Source organism: Providencia huaxiensis, from assembly GCF_002843235.3.
GTDB lineage: Bacteria > Pseudomonadota > Gammaproteobacteria > Enterobacterales > Enterobacteriaceae > Providencia > Providencia huaxiensis.
The window spans coordinates 528,329-554,904 of sequence record NZ_CP031123.2; the positions used below are offsets into that span (position 1 = coordinate 528,329).

A 26,576-nucleotide genomic window follows, 5' to 3' on the forward strand; every position below is an offset into this window, starting at 1 on the left:
GATGCAACCCGTTCGCGGGTTGCTAAATCAGTAACAATTGCAGGAGGCGAATAAACGCCTCTTCAGACTCAATTATGGATAGAACATCATGAATTTACACGAGTACCAGGCAAAACAGTTGTTTGCACGTTATGGGATGCCTGCACCGACAGGTTATGCCTGTTCATCAGTCGCTGAAACCGTCGATGCTGCTAAAAAAATTGGTGACGGCCCTTGGGTAATTAAATGCCAAGTTCACGCAGGTGGACGTGGTAAAGCTGGCGGCGTAAAAGTCACTAGTGATATCAACGAAGTGAAAGCATTTGCAGAACACTGGTTAGGTAAAAACTTAGTTACCTATCAAACAGATGCAAACGGCCAGCCTGTTAACCAAATTCTGGTTGAAACGGCAACTGATATCGCTAAAGAACTCTATTTAGGTGCGGTTGTAGACCGTAGTACTCGCCGCGTTGTATTCATGGCATCTACCGAAGGTGGCGTGGAAATCGAGAAAGTCGCAGAAGAGACTCCAGAGTTAATTCACAAAGCGATTATCGACCCACTGACTGGCCCAATGCCTTTCCAAGGCCGTGAGTTAGCATTTAAATTAGGCTTAACTGGCAAACAAGTTAGTCAATTCGCGAAAATTTTCATGGGTCTGGCTACATTATTCCTAGAACGCGATTTAGCATTAGCGGAAATCAACCCACTGGTTATCAGCACTGCGGGTGATTTAGTTTGCTTAGATGGTAAATTAGGTATCGATAGCAACGCGTTATATCGTCAACCAGAGATCCGTGAACTACGTGATGAATCACAAGAAGATGCACGTGAAGCACAAGCCGCTCAGTGGGAACTGAACTACGTTGCGTTAGACGGCAACATCGGCTGTATGGTTAACGGTGCGGGCCTTGCAATGGGTACTATGGATATCGTTAAGCTGCACGGTGGTGCACCGGCTAACTTCTTAGATGTTGGCGGCGGCGCGACAAAAGAGCGTGTAACTGAAGCATTTAAAATCATTCTTTCTGATGAAAACGTGAAAGCCGTTTTTGTTAACATCTTTGGTGGTATCGTTCGCTGCGACCTGATTGCAGACGGCATCATTGGTGCAGTAGAAGAAGTTGGCGTAAATGTACCAGTCGTTGTGCGTTTAGAAGGTAACAATGCAGAGTTAGGTGCTAAAAAACTGGCAGATAGCGGCTTGAATATTATCGCTGCAAACAGCCTGACTGATGCAGCTAAGAAAGCAGTAGCAGCAGCGGAGGCTAAATAATGTCTATTTTAATCGATAAAAACACCAAAGTAATTTGCCAAGGTTTCACTGGTGGCCAAGGTACATTCCACTCAGAACAAGCGATTGCTTATGGCACGCAAATGGTCGGTGGTGTGACGCCAGGTAAAGGTGGCACTGTTCACTTAGGTCTGCCTGTATTTAACACTGTTCGTGAAGCTGTAGAAGCAACGGGCGCAACAGCCTCTGTTATCTATGTTCCAGCACCATTTTGTAAAGATTCTATTTTAGAAGCTATCGATGCTGGCATTAAGCTGATCATCACTATCACTGAAGGTATTCCAACTCTGGATATGCTGACAGTTAAAGTGAAATTAGACGAAGCAGGCGTTCGTATGATTGGCCCTAACTGCCCTGGTGTTATCACGCCAGGTGAATGTAAGATTGGTATCCAACCTGGCCATATCCATATGCCAGGTAAAGTCGGTATCGTTTCACGTTCAGGTACGTTGACTTATGAAGCAGTTAAACAAACAACAGATGCAGGCTTAGGCCAATCGACTTGTGTAGGTATCGGTGGTGACCCAATTCCAGGTTCAAACTTCATTGATATCCTGAAGTTATTCCAAGCAGATCCACAAACTGAAGCTATCGTGATGATCGGTGAAATCGGTGGTAACGCAGAAGAAGAAGCAGCTGAATATATTAAAAAGCATGTTACTAAGCCTGTTGTAGGCTATATCGCAGGTGTAACTGCACCAAAAGGCAAACGTATGGGCCACGCAGGTGCAATCATCGCAGGCGGTAAAGGGACTGCTGATGAGAAATTTGCTGCACTAGAAGCTGCTGGCGTGAAAACCGTTCGTAGCCTTGCAGACATCGGTGATGCAGTCAAATCTCTGCTGAATAAATAAGTAATTCGCTAGGCAACTAGCAAGAGTAAGAGACGAAAGCCCGTGCTCATGTGAGCACGGGTTTTTTTATGCCTTTTAAATATTTTTATAGGGTTATGCGGTTTTTTGAAATGTGTGTCTATACTTAAAAGTGCGTTCTATAGGCTTATATGAAGGAAAATTGATAATAAAAAGGCAATTTAGGTGAGCAGGGTAGTGCTAATAGCACTTTATGCAAAAAAAAGCGAAATTGCGGCATATCAATTTTATAATATTGACGGTAATTCAATTAAGCCAATATAACAGTTTAGTTGAGAAAACGGCTATATTAATAAAATTCATAATAAGTTTAAAATAAGATACTATTACAAATTAAATATTCTTTTTTCGAGTCGTTAATTCAATGATTATATTTTTTGTTAATCTTTGGAAAAATTAAGAACATTTATATCATTATCAATAACAGCAATTTAACAAGTAAACAACCATTAATTGACTGACAGGTATAGCAATTAACAACAGGAAAAAAATTGACGCAAATCAATTCATTGCCTCTGGCTTTATTTGTTCAAATTGCTTAAATTGGTGCTCGATCAAATACTCGATTTTCTATTAAAGGGTATAATTATTGATGTAAATTCAGAATTCAAATCTGAGTCACGTAAAAGAAGTTTATTGTGTGTGAAGATAAGCGTACTATTATTATGGTAACGTTTGTTCTTTTAATTTTGTTAATTTTTTGTTGTTTTGAGGCATTTTTTGCTGGTAGTTAAGAGGCTTTCTAAGTATTTAAAACTGGAAGCTGGGTTGCCGCAAGTCGGTGTCTTCCTGCTAGGAGCAAGGAGTCAAGATGTTTGATATTGTCGAACTGTCACGATTACAGTTTGCCTTAACTGCGATGTATCACTTCCTGTTCGTACCATTAACGCTAGGTATGGCGTTTTTGCTTGCGATCATGGAAACGGTATATGTACTGTCAGGCAAGCAAATTTATAAAGATATGACTAAGTTCTGGGGTAAGTTATTTGGTATTAACTTTGCTCTGGGTGTTGCAACGGGTCTGACCATGGAGTTCCAATTCGGTACTAACTGGTCTTACTACGCGCACTATGTTGGAGATATCTTCGGTGCACCTCTTGCAATCGAAGGTCTGATGGCGTTCTTCTTAGAATCAACGTTTGTCGGTTTATTCTTCTTTGGTTGGGATCGTTTAAGCAAAAAACAACACCTAGCTGTAACATGGTTAGTTGCTTTAGGTTCTAACTTCTCTGCTTTGTGGATCTTGGTTGCGAACGGTTGGATGCAAAACCCAATCGCTGCTGATTTCAACTTCGAAACAATGCGTATGGAAATGGTTAGCTTCTCTGAGCTAGTCTTAAACCCAGTTGCGCAGGTTAAGTTCGTCCACACAGTTGCTGCGGGTTATTGTACCGGTGCAATGTTTGTCCTTGGTATTAGCTCTTACTACCTGCTTAAAGGTCGTGATGTTGCTTTTGCTAAACGTTCTTTTGCTATTGCTGCAAGCTTTGGTATTGCTGCTGTTTTGTCTGTTATCGTTCTTGGTGATGAATCAGGTTACGAAATGGGTGACGTTCAGAAAACCAAACTGGCTGCTGTTGAAGCAGAGTGGGAAACCCATGCTCCACCAGCTGCGTTTAACTTAATCGCTTGGCCGGATACTGAAAAGCAAGAAAATAAATTTGCTATCTCGATTCCTTGGGCGATGGGTATTATTGCAACCCGTTCAATCGATACGCCTGTATTAGGTCTGAAAGACTTAATGAAACAGCACGAAGTTCGTATTCGTAACGGTATGATTGCATACGGTCAGTTACAAGAGCTTCTTGCAGGTAATAAAGATCCTGAACTGCGTTCGGCATTTGAAGTAAACAAAAAAGATCTCGGATATGGCCTTCTGTTAAAACAATATGCACCAAATGTTGTTGATGCAACTGAAGCTCAAATCCAAAAAGCAGTGAAAGATAGTATTCCTAACGTTGGGCCGCTGTTCTGGGCATTCCGTATCATGGTTGGTGTTGGCTTCCTATTACTGTTGATTATTGGCTGGGCATTCCTGTCAGTAGTTCGTAACCGTATTGGTCAAAATAAACTATTGCTGCGTATTGCACTATTCGGTATTCCACTACCATGGATTGCAATTGAATCAGGTTGGTTCGTTGCGGAGTATGGTCGTCAGCCATGGGCAATCGGTGAAGTGTTACCTGTTTCGGTTGCACACTCCAACTTGACGACTCATGACCTGATCTTCTCTATGGTATTGATCTGTGGTCTGTACACACTGTTCTTAATTGCTGAAATGTTCTTAATGTTCAAATTCGCTCGTAAAGGGCCAAGCAGCCTGAAAACTGGCCGCTATCACTTTGAACAGAAAAACCCTTCTGCACACGACGTTCAGTAAATAGGAGCCACTTATGTTTGATTATGAAGTTCTTCGGTTTGTGTGGTGGATCCTTATCGGTGTATTACTGATTGGATTTGCTGTCACAGATGGCTTTGACATGGGCGTTGGCTTCTTATTACCTATTTTAGGTAAAACGGATACTGAACGCCGTATCATGATTAACGCTGTTGCACCTCACTGGGATGGTAACCAAGTTTGGTTAATCACAGCTGGTGGTGCGATGTTTGCTGCCTGGCCACAGGTCTATGCTGCATCATTCTCCGGTTTCTATATCGCGATGATTTTAGTGCTAGCAGCATTGTTCTTCCGTCCGGTTGGTTTCGACTACCGTTCAAAACTGGAGAACCAAAAATGGCGCAATATGTGGGACTGGGGTCTGTTCATCGGTGGTTTCGTTCCACCATTAGTTATCGGTGTTGCGTTTGGTAACCTGTTATTAGGTGTTCCACTGCAAATTGATAACCAACAGTATTTGACCTACACGGGTAACCTGTTTGGTCTGCTAAACCCATATGGTCTGTTGGCGGGTGTCGTTGGCTTAATGATGATTGTTACCCAAGGTGCAACTTATCTGCAAATGCGTACCACTGGCGAACTGTACTTACGTGTGCGTAAAGCAACCTATATCTGTGCGTTAGTTACATTGTTAGCGTTTGCGGGTGCAGGTGTTTGGTTAGTCATGGGCATTGATGGTTATGTTATCACTTCAACTATTGATACTCTGGCGGTGTCAAACCCACTGAACAAAACAGTTGCAGTTGAATCAGGTGCTTGGTTGACTAATTTCAATACTTACCCAATCCTGTGGGCATTGCCTGCTCTGGGTGTAGGATTGCCGTTAATCACAATGCTGTTTAGTAAAGCAGACAAAAATGGTTGGGCGTTTGTGAGTTCTTCATTAACTATCGCTTGTATCATTTTAACCTGTGGTGTAGCAATGTTCCCATTCATCATGCCTTCAAGCATCATGCCAAACGCAAGTTTGACCATGTGGGATGCAACATCTAGCCTGTTTACTCTGCAAGTGATGACTGTTGTTGCTATTATCTTTGTACCAATCGTACTGGCATACACCGCATGGTGTTACTACAAAATGTTCGGTCGTTTGGACAAAAACTTCATCGAAGGCAACAAGCACTCACTGTATTAAGGAGCATAACTATGTGGTATTTCGCCTGGATCCTCGGCACGCTGTTAGCTTGTAGTTTTGCAGTGATTGCAGCATTAGCGTTAGAGCACTCTGAAGACTCTAAAGCCGCTAAAGATGGTGAGTAATAAAAATGCTGGTGGATAAAACCTATCAGCTATTGGATAAGGGGCCGATAAGGGCCCTTATCCTTATTTTAGCTTTAGTCACAGCAGGTGCAGTCATGTGGGATCCAACCCTATTTGCTGCTAAGACCAGTTCATTTCAAATATGGCAAGGGTTATTATTAATATGGGCAACGTGTACCGCGATGATTTTTGGTGTTGGTTTTAAACCCCAAAAAGTTATCTTTCGTGCAATTTTTCACCCATTACCTGCTGCCATCATTCTTATTTGGGGACTTTTTCAGGTCTTTAGATAATTCTAATTGCTAATTATGGGTCAATGGACCCATAATTATTTTTGATATCTTTACTTTCAAAGTGATTCCAAACTGGCACTGTCTTGCGTATAGTGGCACCGTTAATTAATTTAACCTAAGACGGAGTGATTGTTATGTTATTTCGCTGGCCTGTTCGCGTGTATTATGAAGATACAGATGCGGGCGGTGTTGTTTATCATGCACGCTATTTAGCCTTTTTTGAGCGAGCAAGAACCGAAATGCTGCGAAATAAAGGTATCAATCAACAAAGTATGCTTGCTGAGAACCTTGGCTTCGTTGTGCGAAGCATGACAATTGATTTTGTCAAAGGGGCGAAGCTGGATGACCTGCTGGAAGTTGAAACACAAATTATTGAAATGAAACGTGCTTCACTCACTTTTCAGCAAAGGTTAGTTGATTCACAAGGTAACCTGCTTTGTGGGGCAAATGCCCTTATTGCTTGTGTGGACACATCAAAAATGAAGCCGATTGCGCTTCCTAAGTCTATTGTCGCGGAGTTTAAACAGTGACTGACATGAATATCCTGGATTTATTCCTTAAAGCGAGCCTTTTGGTTCAGCTCATTATGTTCGTTTTGATCGGTTTTTCTATCGCATCATGGGCGATCATTATTCAAAGAACGAAAATTTTAAATGCGGCAACGCGTGAGGCGGAAGCATTTGAAGATAAGTTCTGGTCAGGTATCGAGCTATCGCGCTTATATAAAGAAAGCCAAGCTCGCCGTGATGAATTGAGTGGTGCCGAACAAATTTTCCATTCTGGTTTTAAAGAGTTTGTTCGTTTACACCAAGCGAATATTCATGCACCAGATGCGGTCGTGACAGGTGCTTCTCGAGCAATGCGTATTTCAATGAATCGTGAGCTTGAATCAGTTGAAGCGCATATCCCATTTTTAGGTACTGTTGGTTCAATTAGCCCATATATTGGTTTATTTGGTACCGTTTGGGGGATTATGCATGCGTTTATTGCATTGGGAGCGGTAAAACAAGCAACATTACAAATGGTTGCACCGGGTATTGCTGAAGCATTGATTGCAACCGCAATTGGTTTGTTTGCAGCGATCCCTGCAGTTATGGCATTTAACCGTTTGAACTTACGTGTCAGCAAATTAGAGCAAAACTACGATAACTTTATGGAAGAGTTTTTGGCCATCTTGCATCGTCAAGCCTTCTCTGCTGATAAGAAATAAGACGGGGAGATAAGCGAATGGCGCGCACAAGTCGCAGACGTGAGCTGAAATCCGAAATCAACATAGTTCCATTACTGGACGTATTGTTGGTACTGTTGCTGATATTTATGGCAACAGCACCGATTATTTCTCAAAGTGTGGAAGTTGAGCTGCCGGATGCAACAGATACACAAACCGTATCATCAAGTGATAACCCACCGATTATTTTAGAAGTGTCGGGGGTTGGCCAATATAACATGCGCCTTGATGGTGAGGTTTTAGAATTGCTACCACCAGAGCAAATTGCTGCAGAGGCAAAATCTCAATTAGAGAAAAACCCCAAAGCAGTTTTCTTGATTGGTGGAGCAAAAGAAGTCCCTTATGAAGAAGTGATTAAAGCGCTGAACATATTACACAGCGCAGGGATAAAATCAGTTGGCTTGATGACTCAGCCTATATAGGCTGGGTTATTGTCGTTTGAATAAGTCACAATTCTTTTTTTGGATACCAGAGTGGGAAAGACAAAAGAGAAAAAAGATAACTTAAATCGCTCGTTAGTGATGTCAATTGTATTGCACATCCTATTGATTGGGTTGATTGTTATAGGCTCTTTAGTTTCCGTCGTCAAACTTGGTGGTGGCGGGGAAGAGGGAACTGTCATCGATGCGGTGATGGTTGACCCGGGCGTGGTTGTTGAGCAGTATGAAGAAATGCAAAGGCAGCAAAATAACGTCAGACAAGCGGCGAAAGAGCGCAAAGAGCAAGAACAAAAGCAAGAGGCTGAGCTCAGAGAGCAGCAAGAAAAGGAACAAAAGCGTCTTCAGCAACTTGAAGAAGAGCGTATAAAGACTGAACGTGCAACGGCAGAACAACAAAAGCAAGCCGAAGAACAACAGAAAATAGCATTAGAAGCGGCTAAAAAAGCGAAGGAAGAGCAAAAAATAGCCGAAGAAGCTGCCGCGAAAGCGAAAGCAGAAAAAGAAAAATTAATTAAAGAGCAGGCTGCTGAAAAGGCGAAAGCTGAGGCGCAAGCTCAGAAAGAAGCGGAAGCAGCGAAAGCCAAAGCAGAAAAAGAAGCTAAAGAAAAAGCAGAAAAAGAAGCTAAAGAAAAAGCAGAAAAGGACGCGAAAGTAAAAGCTGAAAAAGAAGCTAAAGCTAAAGCCGATAAAGAAGCCAAAGAAAAGGCTGACAAAGAAGCGAAAGCAAAAGCAGCAAAAGCCAAAGCTGAGGCAGCAAAAAATGCCGCTTCTGTTGACGATTTACTCGGCGATTTAACGGCATCAGGCCCTAGCAAGCAAGGTGGCGAAGCTGCAGCTGGAAAAGGTGGCGGTAAAAAATCGGGCGCATCGAATGCTGATGTAGACAGCTATGCTGGTAAGGTGAAAGCGGCTATCCAAAGTAAGTTTTATGATTCAGATACTTTTCGTGGGCGTACTTGTGAACTTCAATTGAAGCTCGCACCTGATGGGCTATTAGTGAGTATTACACCAAAAAATAGCCCAGCCAATGACGCAGCGCTTTGTGACGCCGCAATCCGAGCAGCAAAACTTGCAACGATGCCTAAACCACCTAGCAGAGAAGTCTATGATACGTTTAATAAAGCAGGTAGCACAGTTGTGTTTAAACCTTAATTTTCAATAACTCAGACCAGTCTGTATTGATATTATTAAGGCAATAGAATAAATAGTTTGTGTGGTATCTAGTTTTGTTATTATACCTTTGTTAAAATTCAGCGAATTATTGCGGTAGTAAATAATCCGCAGTAAGGGAGATAAGAATGAAGCAGGCTTTTAAAGTAGTTTTAGGGTTCCTAATGCTATGGGCGACAGTGGCTCAGGCTGAAATACGTATTGAGATCACTGAAGGTGTTAACTCAGCTCAACCTATTGGTGTTGTGCCGTTTAAATGGTCAGGTGCGGGTGCTCCACCACAAGAAGTTGGCCAAATAGTAGGCGCTGATTTACGCAATAGCGGAAAATTTAACCCTATTGAGCCAAGCCGTATGCCTCAACAACCGGGTACCGCTTCTGAAGTGATCCCTGAAGCGTGGACAGCGTTAGGTATTAACGCAGTGGTTGTGGGCCAGGTGCAGCCTGCCGCTGATGGCAGCTTTGTCGTTAGCTATCAGTTAGTTGATGTCGCGGCTAACCCAGGTGCTGTTTTATCTCAGAACCAATATAAAGTAACAAAAGAATGGTTACGCTATGCAGCGCATACTGCAAGTGATGAAGTCTTTGAAAAATTGACAGGTATTCGTGGCGCATTCCGTACACGTATTGCTTATATTGTTGTCAACAAAGGCGGTCAGTATCCATATGAATTACGTGTTTCTGACTATGACGGTTTTAACCAATTTACGGTTCACCGTTCACCAGAACCTTTGATGTCGCCAGCTTGGTCACCAGATGGTGAAAAACTGGCTTACGTTACATTTGAAAGCGGTAGTTCAGCACTTGTCATTCAAACCTTATCGACAGGAGCAGTTCGTCAGGTAGCATCATTCCCACGTCACAATGGGGCACCTGCATTCTCTCCTGATGGGACTAAACTGGCATTTGCATTGTCTAAAACAGGCAGCTTGAACTTATATATAATGGACTTAGCGAGTGGGCAAATTCGTCAGGTAACCGATGGTCGTAGTAACAATACCGAGCCAAGTTGGATGCCAGATAGCCAAACTTTAGTCTATACTTCAGATCAGGCGGGACGTCCGCAGATTTATAAAATCAATATTAATGGTGGCAGTCCTGAACGTGTTTCTTGGGAAGGAACACAAAATCAGGACGCTGATGTTAGCCCGGATGGTACTTTCTTAGTGATGGTCAGCTCCGGCGGCGGTCAGCAACATGTCGCCAAACAAGATCTGGCAACGAACAACGTTGAGTTTTTAACGAAAACGTTCCTAGATGAAACGCCGAGTATCGCACCTAACGGCACTATGGTAATTTATAGCTCCTCTCAAGGCTTGGGGACTATATTGCAGCTAGTTTCGACCGACGGGCGTTTCAAAGCGCGTCTTCCGGCTACCGATGGACAGGTTAAATTCCCTGCCTGGTCGCCGTATCTGTGATGCATAATAATAATGTGTGGCAAAAAATATTAAGGATCAAAACGATGCAACTGAATAAAGTGCTTAAAGGGCTGATGATCGCGTTACCAATCATGGCAGTCGCAGCTTGTAGCTCTAACAAAAACAATGACCAAGATGGCGTAGATACTTCTACTAACCAAACTAACACTGGTCTGTCTGCGGAAGAGCTGGCACGTCAGCAAATGGAACAGCTGCAACAAAACAACACTGTTTACTTTGGCTTTGACAAATACAACGTATCTCCAGAGTACGCTGAAATGTTAGATGCACACGCAGCATTCCTGCGTAGCAACCCATCTGTACGTGTTGTTGTTGAAGGTCATGCGGATGAGCGTGGTACTCCAGAATACAACATCGCGCTGGGCGAGCGTCGTGCTAATGCAGTTAAAATGTACCTGCAAAGCAAAGGTGTTTCTGGTGACCAAGTTTCACTGGTTTCTTACGGTAAAGAAAAACCAGCTGTGTTAGGTCACACTGAAGCAGACTACGCGAAAAACCGTCGTGCAGTCATTGCATACTAATAGATAAGCGAAATTATCTATTATGAACAGTAACTTCAGACAATTACTAGTCGGTCTGTCGTTATTGGTTGGCGTAGCGGCCCCTTGGGCCGCTATTGCCCAAGCGCCAATCAACAATGTCGGATCTGGTTCAACAACAGACCGCCTTACCCAACTTGAGACAGCAGTTAGCTCTCAAGGTCAAATTATGTATCAAATCCAACAGCAACTCGCTGACAACCAACGCGACATCGATATGTTACGTGGCCAGATTCAAGAAAGTGAATACAAATTGAATCAAGTCATTGAGCGCCAGAAAGATTTATACATGCAATTAGACAATGCAGGCGGTGGTAATTCAGCAACCTCAGGCGATACAGCAACACCTGACACTAGCGCATCAAATGGAACATCTTCCTCTACGACACCTACGGCAGCGGCCAATACGGGTGGAAATGAGAAAGATGATTACAATGCGGCAGTCAAATTAGCAATGGAAAGCAAATCCAAAGCTCAAATTGACCAAGCAATCGGTGCATTACAAGGTTTTATTAAAGCCTACCCTAAGTCTGGGTATCAATCTAATGCCAACTATTGGTTGGGGCAGTTAAACTACAACAAAGGTAGCAAAGACGATGCTGCTTTTTATTTTGCCACTGTAGTTAAGCAGTATCCTAAATCCCAAAAAAGCAGCGAAGCCTTATATAAAGTTGGGCTGATCATGCAAGATAAGGGACAAAAAGATAAAGCAAAAGCTGTTTACCAACAGGTATTGAAACAATATCCAAACAGTGCTGGTTCAAAATTAGCCGAAAAAAAGCTGAGTACACTTTAATTTATAGCCCCGAAGCAATATTACCGAATATTTCGGGGTTATCAGTATGATAAGTGTGCATTTAAACTTTTTTTTTAAAAAAATCGTTGCACCCTCGTCAGAAATCAGTAATATAGGCCGCCGTTGAGACGAGAATGTGGTTAGCCAAAAATCTCGAGATACAAAAAGAAATTTAGTTAGAAATGTTGTTTTAGATGGGTCGTTAGCTCAGTCGGTAGAGCAGTTGACTTTTAATCAATTGGTCGCAGGTTCGAATCCTGCACGACCCACCATCTAAAGTCTCTAGTAGTAAAAAGAAGTAATCCAGATGGGTCGTTAGCTCAGTCGGTAGAGCAGTTGACTTTTAATCAATTGGTCGCAGGTTCGAATCCTGCACGACCCACCATCTCGAAGCCATCCCCAAACAAATAATCTAATTCAGTAAACACTCAGTTGCCAAGCCATACCTCGACAAGCTGGTTGTAGGTTCAGCCCGTAGGGTCAATCCGAAGGATTTAAATCCTGCACGACCCACCATCTCAAAGCCATCCCCAAACAAATAATCTAATTCAGTAAACACTCAGTTGCCAAGCCATACCTCGACAAGCTGGTTGCAGGTTCAGCCCGTAGGGTAAATCCGAAGAATTTAAATCCTTTAAGTCAATAATATATATTCGATTGGTCGTACTTCGGCAATAAAAGCACTACGTTCCTTCGTTGTGCTTTAGTTACCTTATTTTACAGTATTTCAGGGAGTAGGGCGTTATCCTGTAAAATACCAATAAGCAATTCTTGCATTTGCTCTGCCATCAGCTGCATATCATCGAAGCCTTGCAGGCTAGCGAGCTCGGTAGTGGCCTCATTAAAGCAACGCATTAAGCATTGAAGAGACAATGCTGCGCTATGTGCGGTTCCACAATTAAAGATAATTTCTAGCGCTTTGATATATTTCTTAGGCATCCATTCATGGTAGTTACGTCCTTTATACCAAACATCATCATTTTGCATAGCGACTAGACGTTCTATCATGGTCAAAAAATACTGTTTCATATCAGCACTTCTTGACCATGCGACCCATAATTCATCTCGAGTTAAAGCTACCGTGACCTGATGAGCTTCATGCCAAAAGTCAGAGACAACTTCAGTAAATTGCTCCGCAGTGAATTGAGGTGGTGTGAGTACTTGTTGATTAATACTTTCAGGTAAGCCTTCGGTGATCCCGGTTTTATCGAGTAATACTGCAAAGCCGCGAGAAAAAGTGGCATCTAAACCTCCCTGCTTCATCTTAGATAATCGCTCAGGTTCGGCAAAGGTGAAATCCACTTTACGACCCTCTTTAAAAATGACCAAACAGGTTGGCCAATCAGGCGCATCTTCTTCAAGATTTAGCAAATGAAGAGCAACTAAAGGTTCACCAAACTGATTAATCCAAGACTTCTGCTTAAATATTTCAGTTGTACCATGGCCAATCAACTCAATATCAATATCTGAATAGCTATCAATGTCTTGCTCCCGAGCACGAGATCCCGTCAATATGACCGCTTCAATTCTTGGATCGAGTAATGAAATAGAGATAATTTTATTTATTAAAGATGCAGGTGATTCCATAACTTGCCTATTAAGTATAACAATGGCTGCTACGATACCGATAAAGGCATATAAAAGCGAAGGTTCAAACGTAAAAAGTGTAAAAAAGCCAAAATGTGAGCTCAAAAGGTCATTCGATAGGTAAAAAGAAAGGAGACTTATTAAGCTAAGTGGGGTATCTTGTTTAGTATATAAAACAAAATGTGCGTAAACTTGCGGTTTTAAACTTATACAAGGTGATAAAATCGCTTTTTGCTAAACAGAGGCAACCAATGAGCGTGTTTATCGATTTTGACCAGTCAGTTTATCCATTCCCAGCAAAACCAGCACGATTAAGCTCGGATGAAAAAGCCTTTTATCGGCAGAAGATTAAGTCGCTTTTGGTGGATAAAAATGCGGTAATCGTTGCACATTACTATACCGACCCTGAAATTCAAGCATTGGCTGAAGAAACGGGAGGTTGCGTTGCAGACTCACTGGAAATGGCGCGTTTTGGTGCAAAACATTCGGCTTCAACTTTGGTTGTTGCTGGCGTGAAATTTATGGGGGAAACTGCAAAGATCCTCAGCCCAGAAAAGCAAGTTTTAATGCCAACATTAGAAGCCCAATGTTCTCTGGATATAGGCTGCCCTGAAGAGGCGTTTATCCGTTTTTGTGATGAGCACCCTGATAGGACTGTTGTGGTATATGCGAATACATCAGCAGCAGTAAAAGCGCGGGCTGATTGGGTGGTGACATCCAGTATTGCTGTCGAGTTAATCGAACACCTTGACAGCTTGGGTGAGAAAATTATTTGGGCTCCTGACCGCCATCTCGGACGCTATGTTCAACAGCAAACAGGCGCTGATATTCTTTGTTGGGAAGGGGCTTGTATTGTTCATGATGAATTTAAAACCCAATCATTAGAAAAAATGAAAGCGTTGTACCCCGAGGCAGCGGTATTGGTTCACCCCGAGTCACCACAAGCGATTGTCGACCTTGCAGATGCGGTGGGTTCTACAAGCCAGTTAATTAAAGCGGCACAAAATTTACCTAACCCATCGATGATAGTGGCGACGGATAAAGGTATTTTTTACAAAATGCAGCAAGCTTGCCCGGATAAGACGCTTTACATTGCTCCTACAGCGGGTGAGGGCGCTACATGCCGCACTTGTGCACATTGCCCTTGGATGGCAATGAATGGCTTAAAAGCGATTGCTGATGCTTTAGAAGGGAGTACCCAAGGCCATCAAATTCAAGTTAGTGAAATATTACGAGAAAAAGCATTACGACCATTAAATAAGATGCTAGATTTTGCAGAGAGTCTAAAATAATAAAATACAATTTGAATGAAGTACTGAGCAATACAACATTAACGATCACTTATAAAGGATTTTGGGATGGATTTCTTTAGTACAGCCAATACGTTAGTGCAGATCCCACTCTGGGGTTCAGTTTATGATTTATCTTACATTGAAGCAGTGGGGACGATTGCCGGCTTACTTTGCATTTTGCTTGCTAGCCTAGAAAAAACGATTAATTACCTGTTTGGGTTAATTAATGTTTCTCTATTCGCGGTTATTTTCTTTCAAATTCAGCTATATGCAAATTTATTGCTACAGATATTTTTCTTTGTTGCTAATATCTATGGCTGGTACGCATGGAGCCGAGTGACTAGTTCACAGCAAGCAGAACTAAAAATTCGTTGGTTGAGCTTACCAAAAGCCGCTATCACACTCGTTATTTCAATCATCGCTATTATTTATCTGACATTTAATATTGATGCGGTATTTGGTGTGCTTGCGAGATGGGCTGTCGAGTTATTAAACCTATTTGGTGCCAACCTTGCGATGCCTACGATAGAACCTGACGCATTCCCATTCTGGGATTCAGCAATGACCATTCTTTCTGTTGTCGCAATGATTTTAATGACGCGTAAGTATGTTGAAAACTGGTTATTGTGGGTCATTATTAACGTCATCAGTATTGTGATTTTCTTTATTCAAGGCGTTTATGCCATGTCATTAGAATACTTAATTTTATTAGGTATCGCCCTAAATGGCTCTAGACTTTGGATAAAATCAGCAAAAGAAAACGGCTCTTTGCCTATTTCCCGCACTTAGAGAGAAAAAATCGACTAAAACAGCGAAAGTGACATTATCGTCATTTAGCTGTTTTAGCTATTATTTGCTCTGTAAAATGCTATTTTCGCTGACTTATTGTGCTAAATTTCAACATTTCACCTCATTTTATAATTGGTGGCTAATAAAGTCCTAGTTTTATCGTGCGCTTGCCTGTTTACAGATGTCTGTTGAACGGTTAGATTAAAATTTCGATGCTAATTCTCTTTTATCCTTTGGGTACAGCGAGGAAATTCAGCTGTCTACTCTGCGCTTTGTTCGAGCGAAACTAACGTGGATAAATTTGGCATGTAAATCAACTACAGTAAAAAATAATAAACATTGGATATACGGGTATGAATTATCAGAACGATGACGTCAGAATAAAACAAATTAAAGAATTATTACCACCAATTGCTCTGCTCGAAAAATTTCCAGCAACCGACAAAGCTGCGTTTACCGTTCATGAAGCACGCCTGGCAATCCACAATATTTTAGCCGGTAAAGATGACCGTTTAGTGGTCGTCATTGGCCCTTGCTCAATTCATGATACTAAAGCGGCTTTAGAGTACGCTGAGCGCTTGGGTAAATTACGTGAGGAATTAAAAGGCTCATTGGAAATCGTGATGCGTGTGTATTTTGAAAAGCCGCGCACAACAGTAGGCTGGAAAGGGCTAATTAATGACCCTAAAATGGATTGTAGCTTTGATATTAATGAAGGTTTACGTATTGCACGTGAATTGCTGTTAACAATCAATAACCAAGGCTTACCGACTGCGGGTGAATTCTTAGATGTCATCAGCCCACAGTATGTGGCAGACTTGATGAGTTGGGGGGCAATCGGTGCTCGTACGACTGAATCACAAATTCACCGTGAGTTAGCGTCAGGCTTATCTTGCCCTGTCGGTTTTAAAAATGGTACTGATGGTACGATTAAAATTGCAATTGATGCAATTAATTCAGCACGTTCAGCTCATTGTTTCTTATCAGTAACTAAGTGGGGACATTCTGCTATTGTGAACACTAGCGGAAACCCAGATTGCCATATTATTTTACGTGGTGGTAAAGAGCCGAATTACAGTGCTAAGCATGTGCAAGAAGTACGTGAAGGGCTAGAGAAAGCAGGGCTTGTGCCGAGTATCATGATTGATTTTAGTCATGCGAATAGCTGTAAAAAATTCGAAAAACAGATGGAAGTGGCAACAGATGTTAGCGAGCAAATCAGTCAAGGTGACCGCTCAATTACAGGAATTATGATTGAAAGTAATCTTGTGGAAGGTAACCAAAATCTCGAATCTGATGAGCCACTAGTTTACGGTAAAAGTGTGACAGATGCGTGTATCGGTTGGAGTGATACTGAAAAAGTGTTACGTCAATTATCGGATGCAGTGATTGCCCGCCGCAATCGATAAAACTTAGTTATAAAAAGCCAGTGATAGCGATGAAAGAACATCGTTAACTGGCTTTTTTATGGTATTTTATTTTTGAATTCTATTTAATAATTCTTCCAGCTTAGCTTGCTCTTCCGGTGTTGCATTCGCTGGCGTTGCCGTTAATTGCAGTACTTCATTATCGACTTGAACATCAAAGTGTACTTTGCCTTTCTCGCCTTTAACATATTTCACCTCTTTTAATGGAATACGATAGCAGTAGGCGAAAATATTTGGGCGAATATAGAAATATGAATCTTTAATCGCTAAATAGATACTGTCACTCGCTTTTTTGCCAAAGTAACCAAGGAAAATTGTGAAAACAAATAGAAACATCCCCAAGCTTTGGCTCAATATAATAAAAGTAACACTAATTAAACCAAGTGCAACGACTAAAATACGGTTATTGCGTTTGTTGAACTCAACGCGCTGGTCAAATTGAACATTTAATGAGGTATCAAATTGGTTTAGTTGATGGTAACGCCAACGGATCGCAGAGAAAATCATTCCCATGGTAAACACAATGGTGATTGGCATTAATGCGAGGCTACTTAATACCGCAAGAACAATGGATAACCGAGGTTTATAAGTCATCACCATCATACTAATAATTTGTACTGGAAAGCTGACACAAGCAATGATCATTAAGGTTTTCATCAGTTCGGCATTAGCTGCACCATTTGAACCATCAACGACTAATTCACCGCCTTGGATCATATACAGCAGAGAACCTAAAATACTGGCGCTAAGTACAAGACCAACCCAAACATACATATTAAATTTGTTCATTTTATTGTTTTATCAACCTTTCAATCTATTTTCCCTATGATAGTCGGTTATTGTGATTTCTTACACCTTGAGTTAATGAATTTTGCGGAAAAGAAAGATAATTATGACAAAAAAAGGGCTAAGCTTTCGCTTAACCCTCTATCGATAGCAATCGTAAATGCTTACTTCGCTTTACCTTGGTTTGCTACTGCAGCTTGTTTAGCTGCGATTTCATCTTGGTTACCTAAATAGTAACGTTTGATTGGCTTCATGTTTTCATCGAATTCATAAACCATTGGGACCGCAGTTGGGATATTCAGGTTCAGAATTTCATCTTCACCCATGTTATCCAAGTATTTAACTAAGGCACGTAAAGAGTTACCGTGAGCCGCAATGATGACTTTTTCACCACTAGCAACGCGAGGCTTAATCACTTCTTCCCAATAAGGGACAACACGCTCGATAGTGGTTGCTAAGCTTTCAGTGACAGGCAGTTCTTTTTCTGACAGTTTCGCATAGCGAGGGTCATGGCCAGGGAAACGCTCATCATCTTTAGTCAGATCTGGAGGAGTGATGGCAAAACCACGACGCCATAATTTAACTTGTTCGTCACCGTATTTTGCAGCGGTTTCTGATTTGTCCAAACCTTGCAGTGCACCGTAATGGCGTTCGTTCAGTTTCCAGCTTTTTTCAACAGGTAACCATTGCTGTTCAACTTGATCAAGGATATTCCATAAAGTATGGATAGCGCGTTTCAGAACGGAAGTGTAAGCAAAATCAAAAACAAAACCTTCGTCTTTTAGCAGTTGGCCTGCAATTTTTGCTTCTTCGCGGCCTTTATCAGACAGTTCTACGTCAGTCCAACCTGTGAAGCGGTTCTCTTTGTTCCACTCACTTTCACCGTGTCTTACTAAAACCAGTTTAGTTACAGCCATAGCTAAAACTCCTATCAGTACACTCAAATTAAAAATGAATTATTGCTGACCTACATTATAGGGATAGTCAACTCGAACGCCAGTAGCAACTTACGTTTTATCTAAACCAAATCAAAAAAGTCACGATCAAAGAAATTTTCATGTGAAACTTAGTTTAAAATTCGTTGCCTTGCCTTTTTATTGACTCACCACCATTTTTACAGGATAAGTAAAAAATAACAGATGTCCCAAATTTAACCCGAAGTGAATCGATACAGCAAGCCATAATTTACCACTCCACATCCAAGCTAGGCCATAAATCAAACCCGCTAACGTAGCAAAGAGAATTAACAGTGGTCCACCAGCAAAATGTACAGCACCAAATAACAGCGAAGCAATCACTAATGCGAGGTATGGGGATTTTAACCAAAGGGTTAAACGTTGCTGTAAATATCCTCGAAATAGCGCTTCTTCCGCTAAGGAAACAAAAAATAGATTACAGAGCACAAAGGCCGGTAGCCAACTAGGGAAATGCGATTCAAAGGCTAATCCACCGGCGGCAGTAGCGATTAACAATAAAAGTGGGACAGAAATAACCAGCAGTGCCCATTGAACTTTAGTTGCATGTTTGGCTGGCCGGCAGACAAATAACGTTGGTAAGCAGGCAAATAAAATAAAAGGGACGAGTGCCTTATCAAAATTAAAATACATTGTGAAAGGGGCGCTATGCGCGCCTACGGAAACTTTATCGAGATATTTTAGGTTATTAAACCCGGGAAATAAGTGAATAAAGAGGCCAACTGCACAAACGAGTAAGGTGGTTTCACTGATAATTTTTATGGATAAATAGTGTTGGAAACGCAAACGAATAATGACAATTATTGTAATACCAACCAATAGCAGAACTGCTTGCCAATCAATAACCTGTGTAAGTGCTGCGGTAATAATTGTGCAAGCGAGTAAAAAAAGTGCAATTAAACGATGTGTTGCAAGCGCTGTAAGTGAAGAGGCTAACATTAACCAAGCCATAAAGAATATCCATTAAGATGTTTAAATTATTAGAAGGGGCGCAGTGTAATGGTTTTGTGTGAATTTTCTAATTTAAAATAATCAACAAAATAATAAGTTAAGTAAAATCAATAGATTGTGTTCGTGTGATTTCGTCACTATTTATTAAACAGTAGATTAAATTTGCCAATAGTTTTATCGCATCTATTGGCAAATAAGTTAAAAATTAAAGCTCTTCAATATCGTAACGGTATTTACCCTTGTCAGGGACAAAAGTGAGCCGATGTGTAATACAAGCAGGGGCGTCTTCTTGATGATGGCTGACAAACAAGAGCTGTGTGTTACCTTGGCTTAGCATGACATCAATAAACCGCAGAACTAACAACCTATTAAGACCATCTAGACCTTGCAATGGCTCATCTAAGATCAGCATAGCAGGGTGTTTAACTAGCGCGCGAGCAATTAAAACTAAGCGTTGTTGCCCCCATGAAAGACTATGGAAAGGTTGTTGAGCTATTTGCGTTGAAAAACCTAACAAAGCTAACCATTCATACGCTAATTGTATTTGGCGGTCGGAAGGGGTTTGGTACAAGCCAATAGAATCATGAAAACCGGAAATGATGACATTGAGTACACTGGTGGCGACACGGTATTCTTGGTGAATGCTATTGCTGACGTAACCAATATGGCGCTTGATATCCCATATGGTTTCTCCTGTTCCACGACGGTGACCAAATAACGTTAGGTCATTACTGTATCCCTGAGGGTGATCCCCTGTGATCAGGCTCAGTAACGTTGATTTTCCAGCCCCATTTTCACCGATAATTTGCCAGTGTTCGTTTGGGTTTACCTGCCAATTTAACCCGTGCAATATCGGTTCGTCATTGTAGCTAACGATACCATTTCTCAAAATAATACGGGGTGTCGTGTCATCCAGTTTTTCGTCTGTGGTGGGGTCCTCTGTTTCAGGGATGGAAAGCTGCTTAATTTTCTCGCTGTGTTGTAATTGCGTTATTAGCGTGTTAGCGAGTACTGACTCTCTATCTCCTGCCATCGTTAACTTGCAGTCAGCGACGACACCGATGTTTTCAATAAAGTCTGGGAGCTCATCGAAGCGGTTTAGCACTAATACTAAAGTTAAGCCTTTTTCAGACAAACTTGATAGCAGCTCGCTAAGATGACTTCTGGAATAGACATCTAGGCCATCAAATGGCTCATCAAGGATTAGCAGGTCGGGGTTACCCATTAATGTTTGGCATAACAGTACCTTGCGAGTTTCTCCTGTGGAAAGGTACTTAAACCGACGAGACAGCAGGTCACTGATACCGAAGCGAGCGGCAAGCTCAAGGCAATATTCATTGTCTTTATGGTTAAACTGGATGATTTCAGCGGCTGTATACCCTGTGTCATCTTCATCATCACTGAGCATATCTGTGTTATTGCGCTGCCATTCTTCATTGATGATTTTTTGTAATTGTTCAAATGATAGACGAACTGGAGAGGTGAATGTATTTTTTACAACGCCAGAAAGTGGGGGAAGTTCATTAGAAAGTACCCGAGCAAGTGAAGATTTACCGCTACCATTGGCACCAATAAAAGCCCAATTATCCCCTTTTTCGATATTAAGTTGTTGAATGTCTAAAGTTTGTATTTCGCTGAGCTTAAAGTTGCCATGTTGTATTGTTATTGTGCCCATCAAGCTTCCTTATCATGATTATTTACCTTGTCATCTATCACAAATAATCAGGATTGAAGATAAAGTCAACAGCTGAACAGCATGGTAAGAGAAAAAAGGTGAATGCTTACTCACTTATGATAGCAAGTAAGCTTAGTTAGCACACTAACAGAGGGTGGCGATAATCACTTGGTCCGCATTGAATAATGCGGTAACGCTATTATTCACTTTCAATGATTGACTATCAATCTCACTGTTTGGCATGGTTGAACATAACGTTTCACCGCCTGTAAGTGTCACAATGACTTCACTGTTCTCATTACCTCGCTCTAACGTGGTAATTTTCCCTTCAAGATGGTTATCAAAGCCAGTTGGGGCGGGTTGTTTAGTAACTTTTACCCAAGGCGCTTTAATCAATGCGAGCACTTCTTTACCTTCAGTTAACCCTAAACGGTTAGCACTTTGCTCTGTTAGTGCTGCATTAATCACTGTACTGTTGTCTGATAAGCGAATTTGCACATGTTGCTGAACTTGCATGTGGTCACGGGAAATTAAAGTACCAAAAAATTGGTTACGAGCACTGGTTTGCAATGAAAACCGTGAAATAGCTGCTAATAAGCTGTCTAAAGGGAGATTGTCTTCTTTTAGAACATCAAAGGCTTTTTGTTGGATTTGTGCTAATAAATCATACAGTTGAAGTAATCTTTCACCGTAGTGTGTGAGTGTTGTACCGCCACCGCCTTTACCCCCTGTTGCTCTATCAACAAGGATATCATCAGTGAGTTGATTCATTTCATTGATGGCATCCCAAGCACTTTTATAGCTGATCCCAGCAAGTTTAGCCCCTTGGCTGATAGAGCCTGTCGCTTTAATTTGTTTGAGTAGCGCGATACGGCGAGGATCAGCAAATAAACTGCCCTGTAGTTTCAGTGTGAGTAAAATTTCGGCCTGCATAAATTCCTCCCTTCCGGTGTGGCTGGTGATGACAGACGTAAAAAGCACGTTTAGTATGTCGTTAGTATAATATTTTGTCTAAAATAGTCTCCATTATAACGTAATTGTGCGTTATTATTTTGATTTGATTTATACTCAATGTATTGAGAGTCAAGTTTTCCCTCGTCAGCGTATCTTGTAGGCTGGTGGGTACAGTATCACTGAAGAGGTTTTTTCCTATGTTAGAACTAATTAAAAGTCTGGGTTTTGCCCTGATGATGGTTCCAGTTGTTATGTTTTTGATCATGGGTTTGATCTATGGTTTGGGCGCGTTCTTTAACTTACTGTCTAAAGCACACGTACCTCATCATCATAATACTGAGAATAAGTAACGCTTAGCGAATACTATTCGAATTAATTATAGACCCCTTGATGGTAAATGCTGTCAGGGGGTTTTTCTTTTTGGTTTTAGGCTATCTAGGTAGCTAGAATATAATTGCCTGCGCTTTTGAATATTAAATTGTTGTTGTTCTTCACTGGTTTTCTCTGAAAAAGAGGATTGGAACTGCATTAGGGCTTCAATGGGGTCCGTTGGTGTCTGTTCTGTAAGTTCTTTGATTGCTTGATGAACAAAAAGCCCACATCCATTAGGGACATATTGTTGAATATTCTTTTCAATATAATGAATTTTTTTTGCTCCAGCTAATTCAGCTGCTTGCGCAATTTTCTGTTTAGCCTCCGAGTCGAGCTCGTAAAAAGAATTAAAAACCATCCCCTTTATCTCATTTTTTACCTCATCTTGGTAAAGCACAAATAAGACCCAATGGTTATTATTAATATTGACAGGAAATAGTTCCAGTTGGCTAAGAGGTTGTTGGCTTATAATTTTCTGAGAAATTATGTCATATAATAGGTTTTCATTATTTTGCATGAGGCCAATAGGGCTATTAACCGTTAACATTGTCGAGGATCCCGTTTCTCTCTTATCGGTAGAGCCAATTTCATCGCTTGTTATCATCCGGTTATTACCCCAGAGATCTGATTCATGACCTAACACTGGTGGTAGGTTTTGCGCAAATAAATGGGTTAATTCGATTTTATCGTCGAGTTTTTCTAGGGTTGAGCCAATGATATACAACAGTTTAGAAGGGTGTTTAAAAGCCTCTCTATGGTGTTTGGATTGATACAGAACCTGACTGGTTTTTTGTATTTCTTTATCGATTCCTTTTACCGCGGAACGTTTTCCACTAAATAAATCAAATAGGATGTTTTCTGCATTTTTTCCTGCAGAGTCTTGCCTAAGAGCAATGTTATGCAATAAATCAATACTCTCTAAGTTTCCATCACTCGCCGATTTTGCTAAAGAATCTAAGGTTTCAGGTGCTATTTCTTTATCAAATAACCCATTAAATTGTTCAATTGTTAACTCAGCCATAAGGTGAGTCGTTAGTTTTGTCGAAAACGTCCCCATATAATTACCTTTGCTATGTCGTTTGTAAAAGTAGAATGAAATACTGAAATATGCACAATTTGTGCCGATAAAATTACAAAGGAAATAAATTGTTCTCTACATAAAAACGATTTTACAGTTGGGGGATTTTTCATCGCTCGTGGAGTTTTAGGGAAAACATGCAACAAAATTGCATCATTTCTTGAGCCAGCACACTTTTATACGTAGTTTGACTTTAAGTTATCGCTGTGTCCTGTTATATATAGCGTGTTGATTAATACTATGGTGAATTAAAATGAAAAAAGGTTTGGTATCACTTCTTGCTGGCGCAACATTGACATTAACTCTGGCTAGCAATAGCTTTGCAGCTGATAAAATTACGGTTTTTGCAGCGGCTTCTTTGACGAATGTATTGAATGAAATTTCAGAGCAGTATAAAAAAGACACGAAAGTTGAAGTTGTTGCTTCTTATGCGTCTTCTTCAACTTTGGCTCGTCAAATTGAGCAAGGCGCACCCGCTAACTTGTTCATTTCTGCTGATCAACAATGGATGGATTACGCCATCGATAAAAAGTTGATGGTGGAAGATACGCGCTATACATTATTAGGTAATGAATTGGTGTTAATCGCACCGAAAGATGCAAAAATCGATAAAGTTGAAATTAATAAACAAACTGATTGGAAAAAACTGTTAGATGGTGGCCGTTTAGCCGTTGGTGACCCTGATCATGTTCCTGTTGGTATCTATGCGAAAGAGGCATTAAGCAACTTAGGTGCATGGGAAACGGTTGACCCGCTGTTAGCACGTACGAATAACGTGCGTAGCGGTATGGCATTAGTTGAACGCCAAGAAGCCCCTTTAGGGATTGTTTATGGTTCTGATGCTGTCGCTAGCCAAAAAGTGAAAGTCGTTGGTGTTTTCCCAGCAGATACCCATAAACCTGTTGAATACCCAATGGCGATTGTTAAAGATCAAGATAACCAAGCAACGCGTGATTATTATGAATACTTAAAAACCCCAGCGGCTTCAGAAGTATTCAAACGTTACGGTTTTGAACCTCGTACTCAATAAACGTTAAGAGAGCATTTTTTTGCAGATGTTAAGTCCTTATGAATGGGAAGCGATTTACCTAAGCCTAAAAGTATCCAGTGTGGCTGTCATTTTCAGTTTACCGTTAGGTATTTTAGTGGCATGGGTGCTAGTCCGCTGTAATTTTCCTGGAAAAACACTGCTCGATAGTATTATCCATCTACCACTGGTGCTGCCGCCAGTGGTAGTGGGTTATTTACTGTTGATCAGTATGGGAAAACGCGGTTTTATTGGTGAATGGCTATATAACTGGTTTGGTTTTAGTTTTACCTTTAGTTGGCGAGGGGCTGCGCTTGCGTCTGCCGTGGTCGCATTTCCACTGATGGTGCGTGCAATTCGTTTAGCGCTTGAGGCGGTTGACCAAAAATTGGAATTAGCCGCGAGGACATTAGGTGCAACACCGTTGCGTGTTTTTTTCACGATAACCATTCCGCTTTCTCTTCCCGGCATTATTGTCGGAACAGTATTAGCATTTGCACGTTCGCTTGGTGAATTTGGCGCCACAATTACATTTGTTTCGAATATACCCGGTGAAACACAAACCATCCCATTAGCGATGTACACCTTAATTGAAACGCCGGGAGCGGAGGTAGACGCTGCGCGTTTATGTGTCATTGCGATTATTTTAGCCTTGATTTCATTATTGATCTCAGAGTGGCTCACCCGTTGGGGTAAAAAGCGTTTGGGGGTGGCTTAGCATGTTAGAACTCGATTTTTCTCAAAAACTAGGGGACTTACAGCTTGAAGTCACAACACAACTGCCAACGGAAAGTATTACTGCGGTTTTTGGGCTTTCAGGTGCAGGTAAAACCTCGCTTATCAATGTGATAGGTGGGTTAACGAAACCCAATACAGGGCGAGTTGTGCTAAATGGCCGTACATTGGTGGATATGGAAAAAGGTATTTGCTTACCACCGGAACAACGCCATATCGGTTATGTGTTTCAAGATGCACGGTTATTTCCTCATTATCGGGTGAAAAGCAATTTGCGTTATGGCATGTCACCTATAATGAAAGACCGCTTTGATGATATTGTCGGCTTGCTTGGTATAGAAAAACTGCTAAATCGTTATCCAATTACACTATCTGGCGGTGAAAAACAGCGTGTAGCGATTGGTAGAGCCTTGCTCACAGCACCTGAAATTCTACTGATGGATGAGCCGCTAGCCTCTTTGGATTTGCCCAGAAAGCGCGAACTCTTACCGTATTTAGAAAAACTGTCCCAAGACGTTAAAATTCCCATTTTATATGTCAGCCATAGTTTGGATGAAATTTTACGCCTTGCGGATAAAGTGATTGTCATGGCGCAAGGAAAAGTAAAAGCGTTTGGCCCTTTGGAAGACGTTTGGGCAAGTAGTGCTTTGCGCCCTTGGTTACAGCAAGAAACGTTAAGCAGTGTGGTAAGTGCAACGGTGCATAGCCAACACCCTGATTATGAAATGACAGCGGTGATTGTAGGTAGCCAAAAACTGTGGATCCCACGCGTTGAGGCACAGCAGGGGGCTGATGTACGGATACGTATTGACGCCGCTGATGTTTCTTTGGTACTCGAAAAGCCACAAGTGAGTAGTATTCGCAATATTTTAGCCGCAGAAGTCGTTGAATGGATTGAAGATGGCGAACAAGTGGATGTGAAGCTAGATTTAGGCGAAGAACATTATTTATGGGCGCGGATCACTCGCTGGGCAAGGGATGAGCTTTCTATTCGCAAAGGACGTAAAGTCTACGCGCAGGTGAAGGCGGTATCATTATCACGTCATCTATAATTACTCGTCGTCCTTGTCGCTGTGGCGTTGTTGGCTACATTCAGCTACCCAAGTCACATACTTCTGTATGCTCCTTGGGATAGCTTCATTTGCCGCCTAGCCACAACACCAATGACTTAGAGTAAAAGATATCGTCCTTGTCGCTGTGGCGTTGTTGGCTACATTC

The 26,576-nt window shown here is 41.4% G+C and carries 27 protein-coding genes and 2 tRNA genes; 22 read left to right on the top strand and 7 right to left on the bottom strand.

All coding sequences use genetic code 11. The annotated features are described in order from the left end of the window. Nucleotides 1–88: 88 nt before the first annotated feature. The 15 genes from sucC (at nucleotide 89) to CYG50_RS03915 (ending at nucleotide 12,096) form a co-directional block, all read left to right on the top strand. Nucleotides 89–1,255, top strand: a complete 1,167-nt coding sequence (sucC, locus tag CYG50_RS03845) for an ADP-forming succinate--CoA ligase subunit beta (RefSeq protein WP_004909077.1) — start codon at nucleotides 89–91, stop codon at nucleotides 1,253–1,255. Continuing rightward, on the top strand, nucleotides 1,255–2,127 hold the full coding sequence (gene sucD, locus CYG50_RS03850; RefSeq protein ID WP_102138331.1) for a succinate--CoA ligase subunit alpha: 873 nt from the start codon (nucleotides 1,255–1,257) through the stop codon (nucleotides 2,125–2,127). Before sucC ends, sucD begins: the two co-directional genes overlap by 1 nt. Before the next feature lie 829 nt (nucleotides 2,128–2,956). After that, entirely contained in the window at nucleotides 2,957–4,525 is a 1,569-nt protein-coding gene (cydA, locus tag CYG50_RS03855; protein WP_102138332.1) for a cytochrome ubiquinol oxidase subunit I, read from the top strand. A 13-nt stretch (nucleotides 4,526–4,538) separates the two neighbouring features. Continuing rightward, entirely contained in the window at nucleotides 4,539–5,678 is a 1,140-nt protein-coding gene (gene cydB, locus CYG50_RS03860; RefSeq protein ID WP_102138333.1) for a cytochrome d ubiquinol oxidase subunit II, read from the top strand. Between the two features lie 11 nt (nucleotides 5,679–5,689). Further along, nucleotides 5,690–5,803, top strand: a complete 114-nt coding sequence (gene cydX / locus CYG50_RS03865) for a cytochrome bd-I oxidase subunit CydX (RefSeq protein WP_004909083.1) — start codon at nucleotides 5,690–5,692, stop codon at nucleotides 5,801–5,803. Nucleotides 5,804–5,808: 5 nt separating this feature from the next. Then, the gene (ybgE, locus tag CYG50_RS03870; protein ID WP_102138334.1) at nucleotides 5,809–6,096 is read left to right on the top strand and encodes a cyd operon protein YbgE; all 288 of its coding nucleotides are present in this window, start codon (nucleotides 5,809–5,811) and stop codon (nucleotides 6,094–6,096) included. A gap of 134 nt (nucleotides 6,097–6,230) precedes the next feature. Then, a complete protein-coding gene (ybgC, locus tag CYG50_RS03875; protein WP_004256789.1) occupies nucleotides 6,231–6,626 on the top strand; it encodes a tol-pal system-associated acyl-CoA thioesterase in 396 nt (131 codons plus the stop codon). Then, nucleotides 6,623–7,306: a Tol-Pal system protein TolQ gene (gene tolQ / locus CYG50_RS03880; protein ID WP_004256787.1), complete on the top strand. Its 684-nt coding sequence runs from the start codon at nucleotides 6,623–6,625 to the stop codon at nucleotides 7,304–7,306. Before ybgC ends, tolQ begins: the two co-directional genes overlap by 4 nt. A gap of 17 nt (nucleotides 7,307–7,323) precedes the next feature. Further along, nucleotides 7,324–7,746 carry a colicin uptake protein TolR gene (gene tolR, locus CYG50_RS03885; RefSeq protein ID WP_102138335.1) on the top strand — a complete coding sequence of 141 codons (423 nt, stop codon included), beginning with the start codon at nucleotides 7,324–7,326 and terminating at the stop codon, nucleotides 7,744–7,746. A 51-nt stretch (nucleotides 7,747–7,797) separates the two neighbouring features. Beyond that, nucleotides 7,798–8,916 carry a cell envelope integrity protein TolA gene (gene tolA / locus CYG50_RS03890; protein ID WP_102138336.1) on the top strand — a complete coding sequence of 373 codons (1,119 nt, stop codon included), beginning with the start codon at nucleotides 7,798–7,800 and terminating at the stop codon, nucleotides 8,914–8,916. Nucleotides 8,917–9,062: 146 nt separating this feature from the next. After that, nucleotides 9,063–10,355 carry a Tol-Pal system beta propeller repeat protein TolB gene (gene tolB, locus CYG50_RS03895; protein WP_102138337.1) on the top strand — a complete coding sequence of 431 codons (1,293 nt, stop codon included), beginning with the start codon at nucleotides 9,063–9,065 and terminating at the stop codon, nucleotides 10,353–10,355. 44 nt (nucleotides 10,356–10,399) lie between these two features. Then, complete coding sequence (gene pal / locus CYG50_RS03900; RefSeq protein WP_004909091.1) at nucleotides 10,400–10,897, top strand: peptidoglycan-associated lipoprotein Pal; 498 nt, start codon at nucleotides 10,400–10,402, stop codon at nucleotides 10,895–10,897. A 22-nt stretch (nucleotides 10,898–10,919) separates the two neighbouring features. Then, a complete protein-coding gene (cpoB, locus tag CYG50_RS03905; protein WP_102138338.1) occupies nucleotides 10,920–11,711 on the top strand; it encodes a cell division protein CpoB in 792 nt (263 codons plus the stop codon). Nucleotides 11,712–11,907: 196 nt separating this feature from the next. After that, nucleotides 11,908–11,983: transfer RNA gene (locus CYG50_RS03910), tRNA-Lys, on the top strand. Between the two features lie 37 nt (nucleotides 11,984–12,020). Then, nucleotides 12,021–12,096, top strand: a tRNA-Lys gene (locus CYG50_RS03915). 332 nt (nucleotides 12,097–12,428) lie between these two features. Here CYG50_RS03915 and CYG50_RS03920 read toward each other — a convergent pair. After that, complete coding sequence (locus CYG50_RS03920) at nucleotides 12,429–13,298, bottom strand: aminoglycoside 6-adenylyltransferase (RefSeq protein WP_102138339.1); 870 nt, start codon at nucleotides 13,296–13,298, stop codon at nucleotides 12,429–12,431. Nucleotides 13,299–13,549: 251 nt separating this feature from the next. Between CYG50_RS03920 and nadA the strand changes: the two genes are divergently transcribed. The 3 genes from nadA (at nucleotide 13,550) to aroG (ending at nucleotide 16,788) form a co-directional block, all read left to right on the top strand. Beyond that, on the top strand, nucleotides 13,550–14,590 hold the full coding sequence (nadA, locus tag CYG50_RS03925; RefSeq protein ID WP_102138340.1) for a quinolinate synthase NadA: 1,041 nt from the start codon (nucleotides 13,550–13,552) through the stop codon (nucleotides 14,588–14,590). Between the two features lie 66 nt (nucleotides 14,591–14,656). Next, complete coding sequence (gene pnuC, locus CYG50_RS03930; RefSeq protein ID WP_102138341.1) at nucleotides 14,657–15,379, top strand: nicotinamide riboside transporter PnuC; 723 nt, start codon at nucleotides 14,657–14,659, stop codon at nucleotides 15,377–15,379. Between the two features lie 353 nt (nucleotides 15,380–15,732). Continuing rightward, nucleotides 15,733–16,788 carry a 3-deoxy-7-phosphoheptulonate synthase AroG gene (aroG, locus tag CYG50_RS03935; RefSeq protein WP_102138342.1) on the top strand — a complete coding sequence of 352 codons (1,056 nt, stop codon included), beginning with the start codon at nucleotides 15,733–15,735 and terminating at the stop codon, nucleotides 16,786–16,788. Between the two features lie 66 nt (nucleotides 16,789–16,854). Here the strand turns inward: aroG and CYG50_RS03940 are convergent, their stop codons facing one another. The 5 genes from CYG50_RS03940 to modE form a co-directional block, all read right to left on the bottom strand. Next, nucleotides 16,855–17,595: a hypothetical protein gene (locus CYG50_RS03940; protein WP_102138343.1), complete on the bottom strand. Its 741-nt coding sequence runs from the start codon at nucleotides 17,593–17,595 to the stop codon at nucleotides 16,855–16,857. A 161-nt stretch (nucleotides 17,596–17,756) separates the two neighbouring features. Then, entirely contained in the window at nucleotides 17,757–18,509 is a 753-nt protein-coding gene (gene gpmA / locus CYG50_RS03945) for a 2,3-diphosphoglycerate-dependent phosphoglycerate mutase (protein WP_102138344.1), read from the bottom strand. A gap of 177 nt (nucleotides 18,510–18,686) precedes the next feature. Next, nucleotides 18,687–19,517: a CPBP family intramembrane glutamic endopeptidase gene (locus CYG50_RS03950; RefSeq protein WP_102138345.1), complete on the bottom strand. Its 831-nt coding sequence runs from the start codon at nucleotides 19,515–19,517 to the stop codon at nucleotides 18,687–18,689. 205 nt (nucleotides 19,518–19,722) lie between these two features. Continuing rightward, complete coding sequence (modF, locus tag CYG50_RS03955; protein WP_102138346.1) at nucleotides 19,723–21,192, bottom strand: molybdate ABC transporter ATP-binding protein ModF; 1,470 nt, start codon at nucleotides 21,190–21,192, stop codon at nucleotides 19,723–19,725. 144 nt (nucleotides 21,193–21,336) lie between these two features. Then, nucleotides 21,337–22,125 (bottom strand): molybdenum-dependent transcriptional regulator, encoded by a 789-nt coding sequence (gene modE, locus CYG50_RS03960; RefSeq protein WP_102138347.1) that lies wholly within the window; start codon nucleotides 22,123–22,125, stop codon nucleotides 21,337–21,339. Between the two features lie 218 nt (nucleotides 22,126–22,343). On the opposite strand from modE, the gene CYG50_RS03965 reads away from it, so the two are divergent. Beyond that, the gene (locus CYG50_RS03965; protein ID WP_004256731.1) at nucleotides 22,344–22,496 is read left to right on the top strand and encodes an AcrZ family multidrug efflux pump-associated protein; all 153 of its coding nucleotides are present in this window, start codon (nucleotides 22,344–22,346) and stop codon (nucleotides 22,494–22,496) included. Between the two features lie 53 nt (nucleotides 22,497–22,549). On the opposite strand, the gene CYG50_RS03970 is transcribed toward CYG50_RS03965, so the two are convergent. Beyond that, complete coding sequence (locus tag CYG50_RS03970) at nucleotides 22,550–23,575, bottom strand: ElaD/SseL family deubiquitinase (protein ID WP_102138348.1); 1,026 nt, start codon at nucleotides 23,573–23,575, stop codon at nucleotides 22,550–22,552. Nucleotides 23,576–23,849: 274 nt separating this feature from the next. Between CYG50_RS03970 and modA the strand changes: the two genes are divergently transcribed. Genes modA through modC form a run of 3 tightly spaced genes read left to right on the top strand, consistent with a single transcriptional unit; the run spans nucleotide 23,850 to nucleotide 26,410 of the window. Further along, a complete protein-coding gene (modA, locus tag CYG50_RS03975; RefSeq protein ID WP_102138349.1) occupies nucleotides 23,850–24,626 on the top strand; it encodes a molybdate ABC transporter substrate-binding protein in 777 nt (258 codons plus the stop codon). Between the two features lie 25 nt (nucleotides 24,627–24,651). Further along, nucleotides 24,652–25,341 (top strand): molybdate ABC transporter permease subunit, encoded by a 690-nt coding sequence (modB, locus tag CYG50_RS03980; RefSeq protein WP_004256724.1) that lies wholly within the window; start codon nucleotides 24,652–24,654, stop codon nucleotides 25,339–25,341. 1 nt (nucleotide 25,342) lies between these two features. Next, nucleotides 25,343–26,410 carry a molybdenum ABC transporter ATP-binding protein ModC gene (modC, locus tag CYG50_RS03985; protein ID WP_102138350.1) on the top strand — a complete coding sequence of 356 codons (1,068 nt, stop codon included), beginning with the start codon at nucleotides 25,343–25,345 and terminating at the stop codon, nucleotides 26,408–26,410. Nucleotides 26,411–26,576 lie beyond the last annotated feature (166 nt).

Coding starts and splice junctions, on each gene's coding strand:
- modC (WP_102138350.1), top strand. CDS start 25,343: ATGTTAGAACTCGATTTTTCTCAAAAACTAGGGGACTTACAGCTTGAA.
- pal (WP_004909091.1), top strand. CDS start 10,400: ATGCAACTGAATAAAGTGCTTAAAGGGCTGATGATCGCGTTACCAATC.
- CYG50_RS03940 (WP_102138343.1), bottom strand. CDS start 17,595: ATGAACAAATTTAATATGTATGTTTGGGTTGGTCTTGTACTTAGCGCC.
- CYG50_RS03950 (WP_102138345.1), bottom strand. CDS start 19,517: ATGGCTTGGTTAATGTTAGCCTCTTCACTTACAGCGCTTGCAACACAT.
- cpoB (WP_102138338.1), top strand. CDS start 10,920: ATGAACAGTAACTTCAGACAATTACTAGTCGGTCTGTCGTTATTGGTT.
- cydA (WP_102138332.1), top strand. CDS start 2,957: ATGTTTGATATTGTCGAACTGTCACGATTACAGTTTGCCTTAACTGCG.
- ybgC (WP_004256789.1), top strand. CDS start 6,231: ATGTTATTTCGCTGGCCTGTTCGCGTGTATTATGAAGATACAGATGCG.
- modA (WP_102138349.1), top strand. CDS start 23,850: ATGAAAAAAGGTTTGGTATCACTTCTTGCTGGCGCAACATTGACATTA.
- ybgE (WP_102138334.1), top strand. CDS start 5,809: ATGCTGGTGGATAAAACCTATCAGCTATTGGATAAGGGGCCGATAAGG.
- pnuC (WP_102138341.1), top strand. CDS start 14,657: ATGGATTTCTTTAGTACAGCCAATACGTTAGTGCAGATCCCACTCTGG.
- nadA (WP_102138340.1), top strand. CDS start 13,550: ATGAGCGTGTTTATCGATTTTGACCAGTCAGTTTATCCATTCCCAGCA.
- CYG50_RS03970 (WP_102138348.1), bottom strand. CDS start 23,575: ATGGGGACGTTTTCGACAAAACTAACGACTCACCTTATGGCTGAGTTA.
- sucD (WP_102138331.1), top strand. CDS start 1,255: ATGTCTATTTTAATCGATAAAAACACCAAAGTAATTTGCCAAGGTTTC.
- sucC (WP_004909077.1), top strand. CDS start 89: ATGAATTTACACGAGTACCAGGCAAAACAGTTGTTTGCACGTTATGGG.
- modB (WP_004256724.1), top strand. CDS start 24,652: ATGTTAAGTCCTTATGAATGGGAAGCGATTTACCTAAGCCTAAAAGTA.
- aroG (WP_102138342.1), top strand. CDS start 15,733: ATGAATTATCAGAACGATGACGTCAGAATAAAACAAATTAAAGAATTA.
- gpmA (WP_102138344.1), bottom strand. CDS start 18,509: ATGGCTGTAACTAAACTGGTTTTAGTAAGACACGGTGAAAGTGAGTGG.
- tolR (WP_102138335.1), top strand. CDS start 7,324: ATGGCGCGCACAAGTCGCAGACGTGAGCTGAAATCCGAAATCAACATA.
- CYG50_RS03920 (WP_102138339.1), bottom strand. CDS start 13,298: ATGGAATCACCTGCATCTTTAATAAATAAAATTATCTCTATTTCATTA.
- cydB (WP_102138333.1), top strand. CDS start 4,539: ATGTTTGATTATGAAGTTCTTCGGTTTGTGTGGTGGATCCTTATCGGT.
- modE (WP_102138347.1), bottom strand. CDS start 22,125: ATGCAGGCCGAAATTTTACTCACACTGAAACTACAGGGCAGTTTATTT.
- tolB (WP_102138337.1), top strand. CDS start 9,063: ATGAAGCAGGCTTTTAAAGTAGTTTTAGGGTTCCTAATGCTATGGGCG.
- cydX (WP_004909083.1), top strand. CDS start 5,690: ATGTGGTATTTCGCCTGGATCCTCGGCACGCTGTTAGCTTGTAGTTTT.
- CYG50_RS03965 (WP_004256731.1), top strand. CDS start 22,344: ATGTTAGAACTAATTAAAAGTCTGGGTTTTGCCCTGATGATGGTTCCA.
- modF (WP_102138346.1), bottom strand. CDS start 21,192: ATGGGCACAATAACAATACAACATGGCAACTTTAAGCTCAGCGAAATA.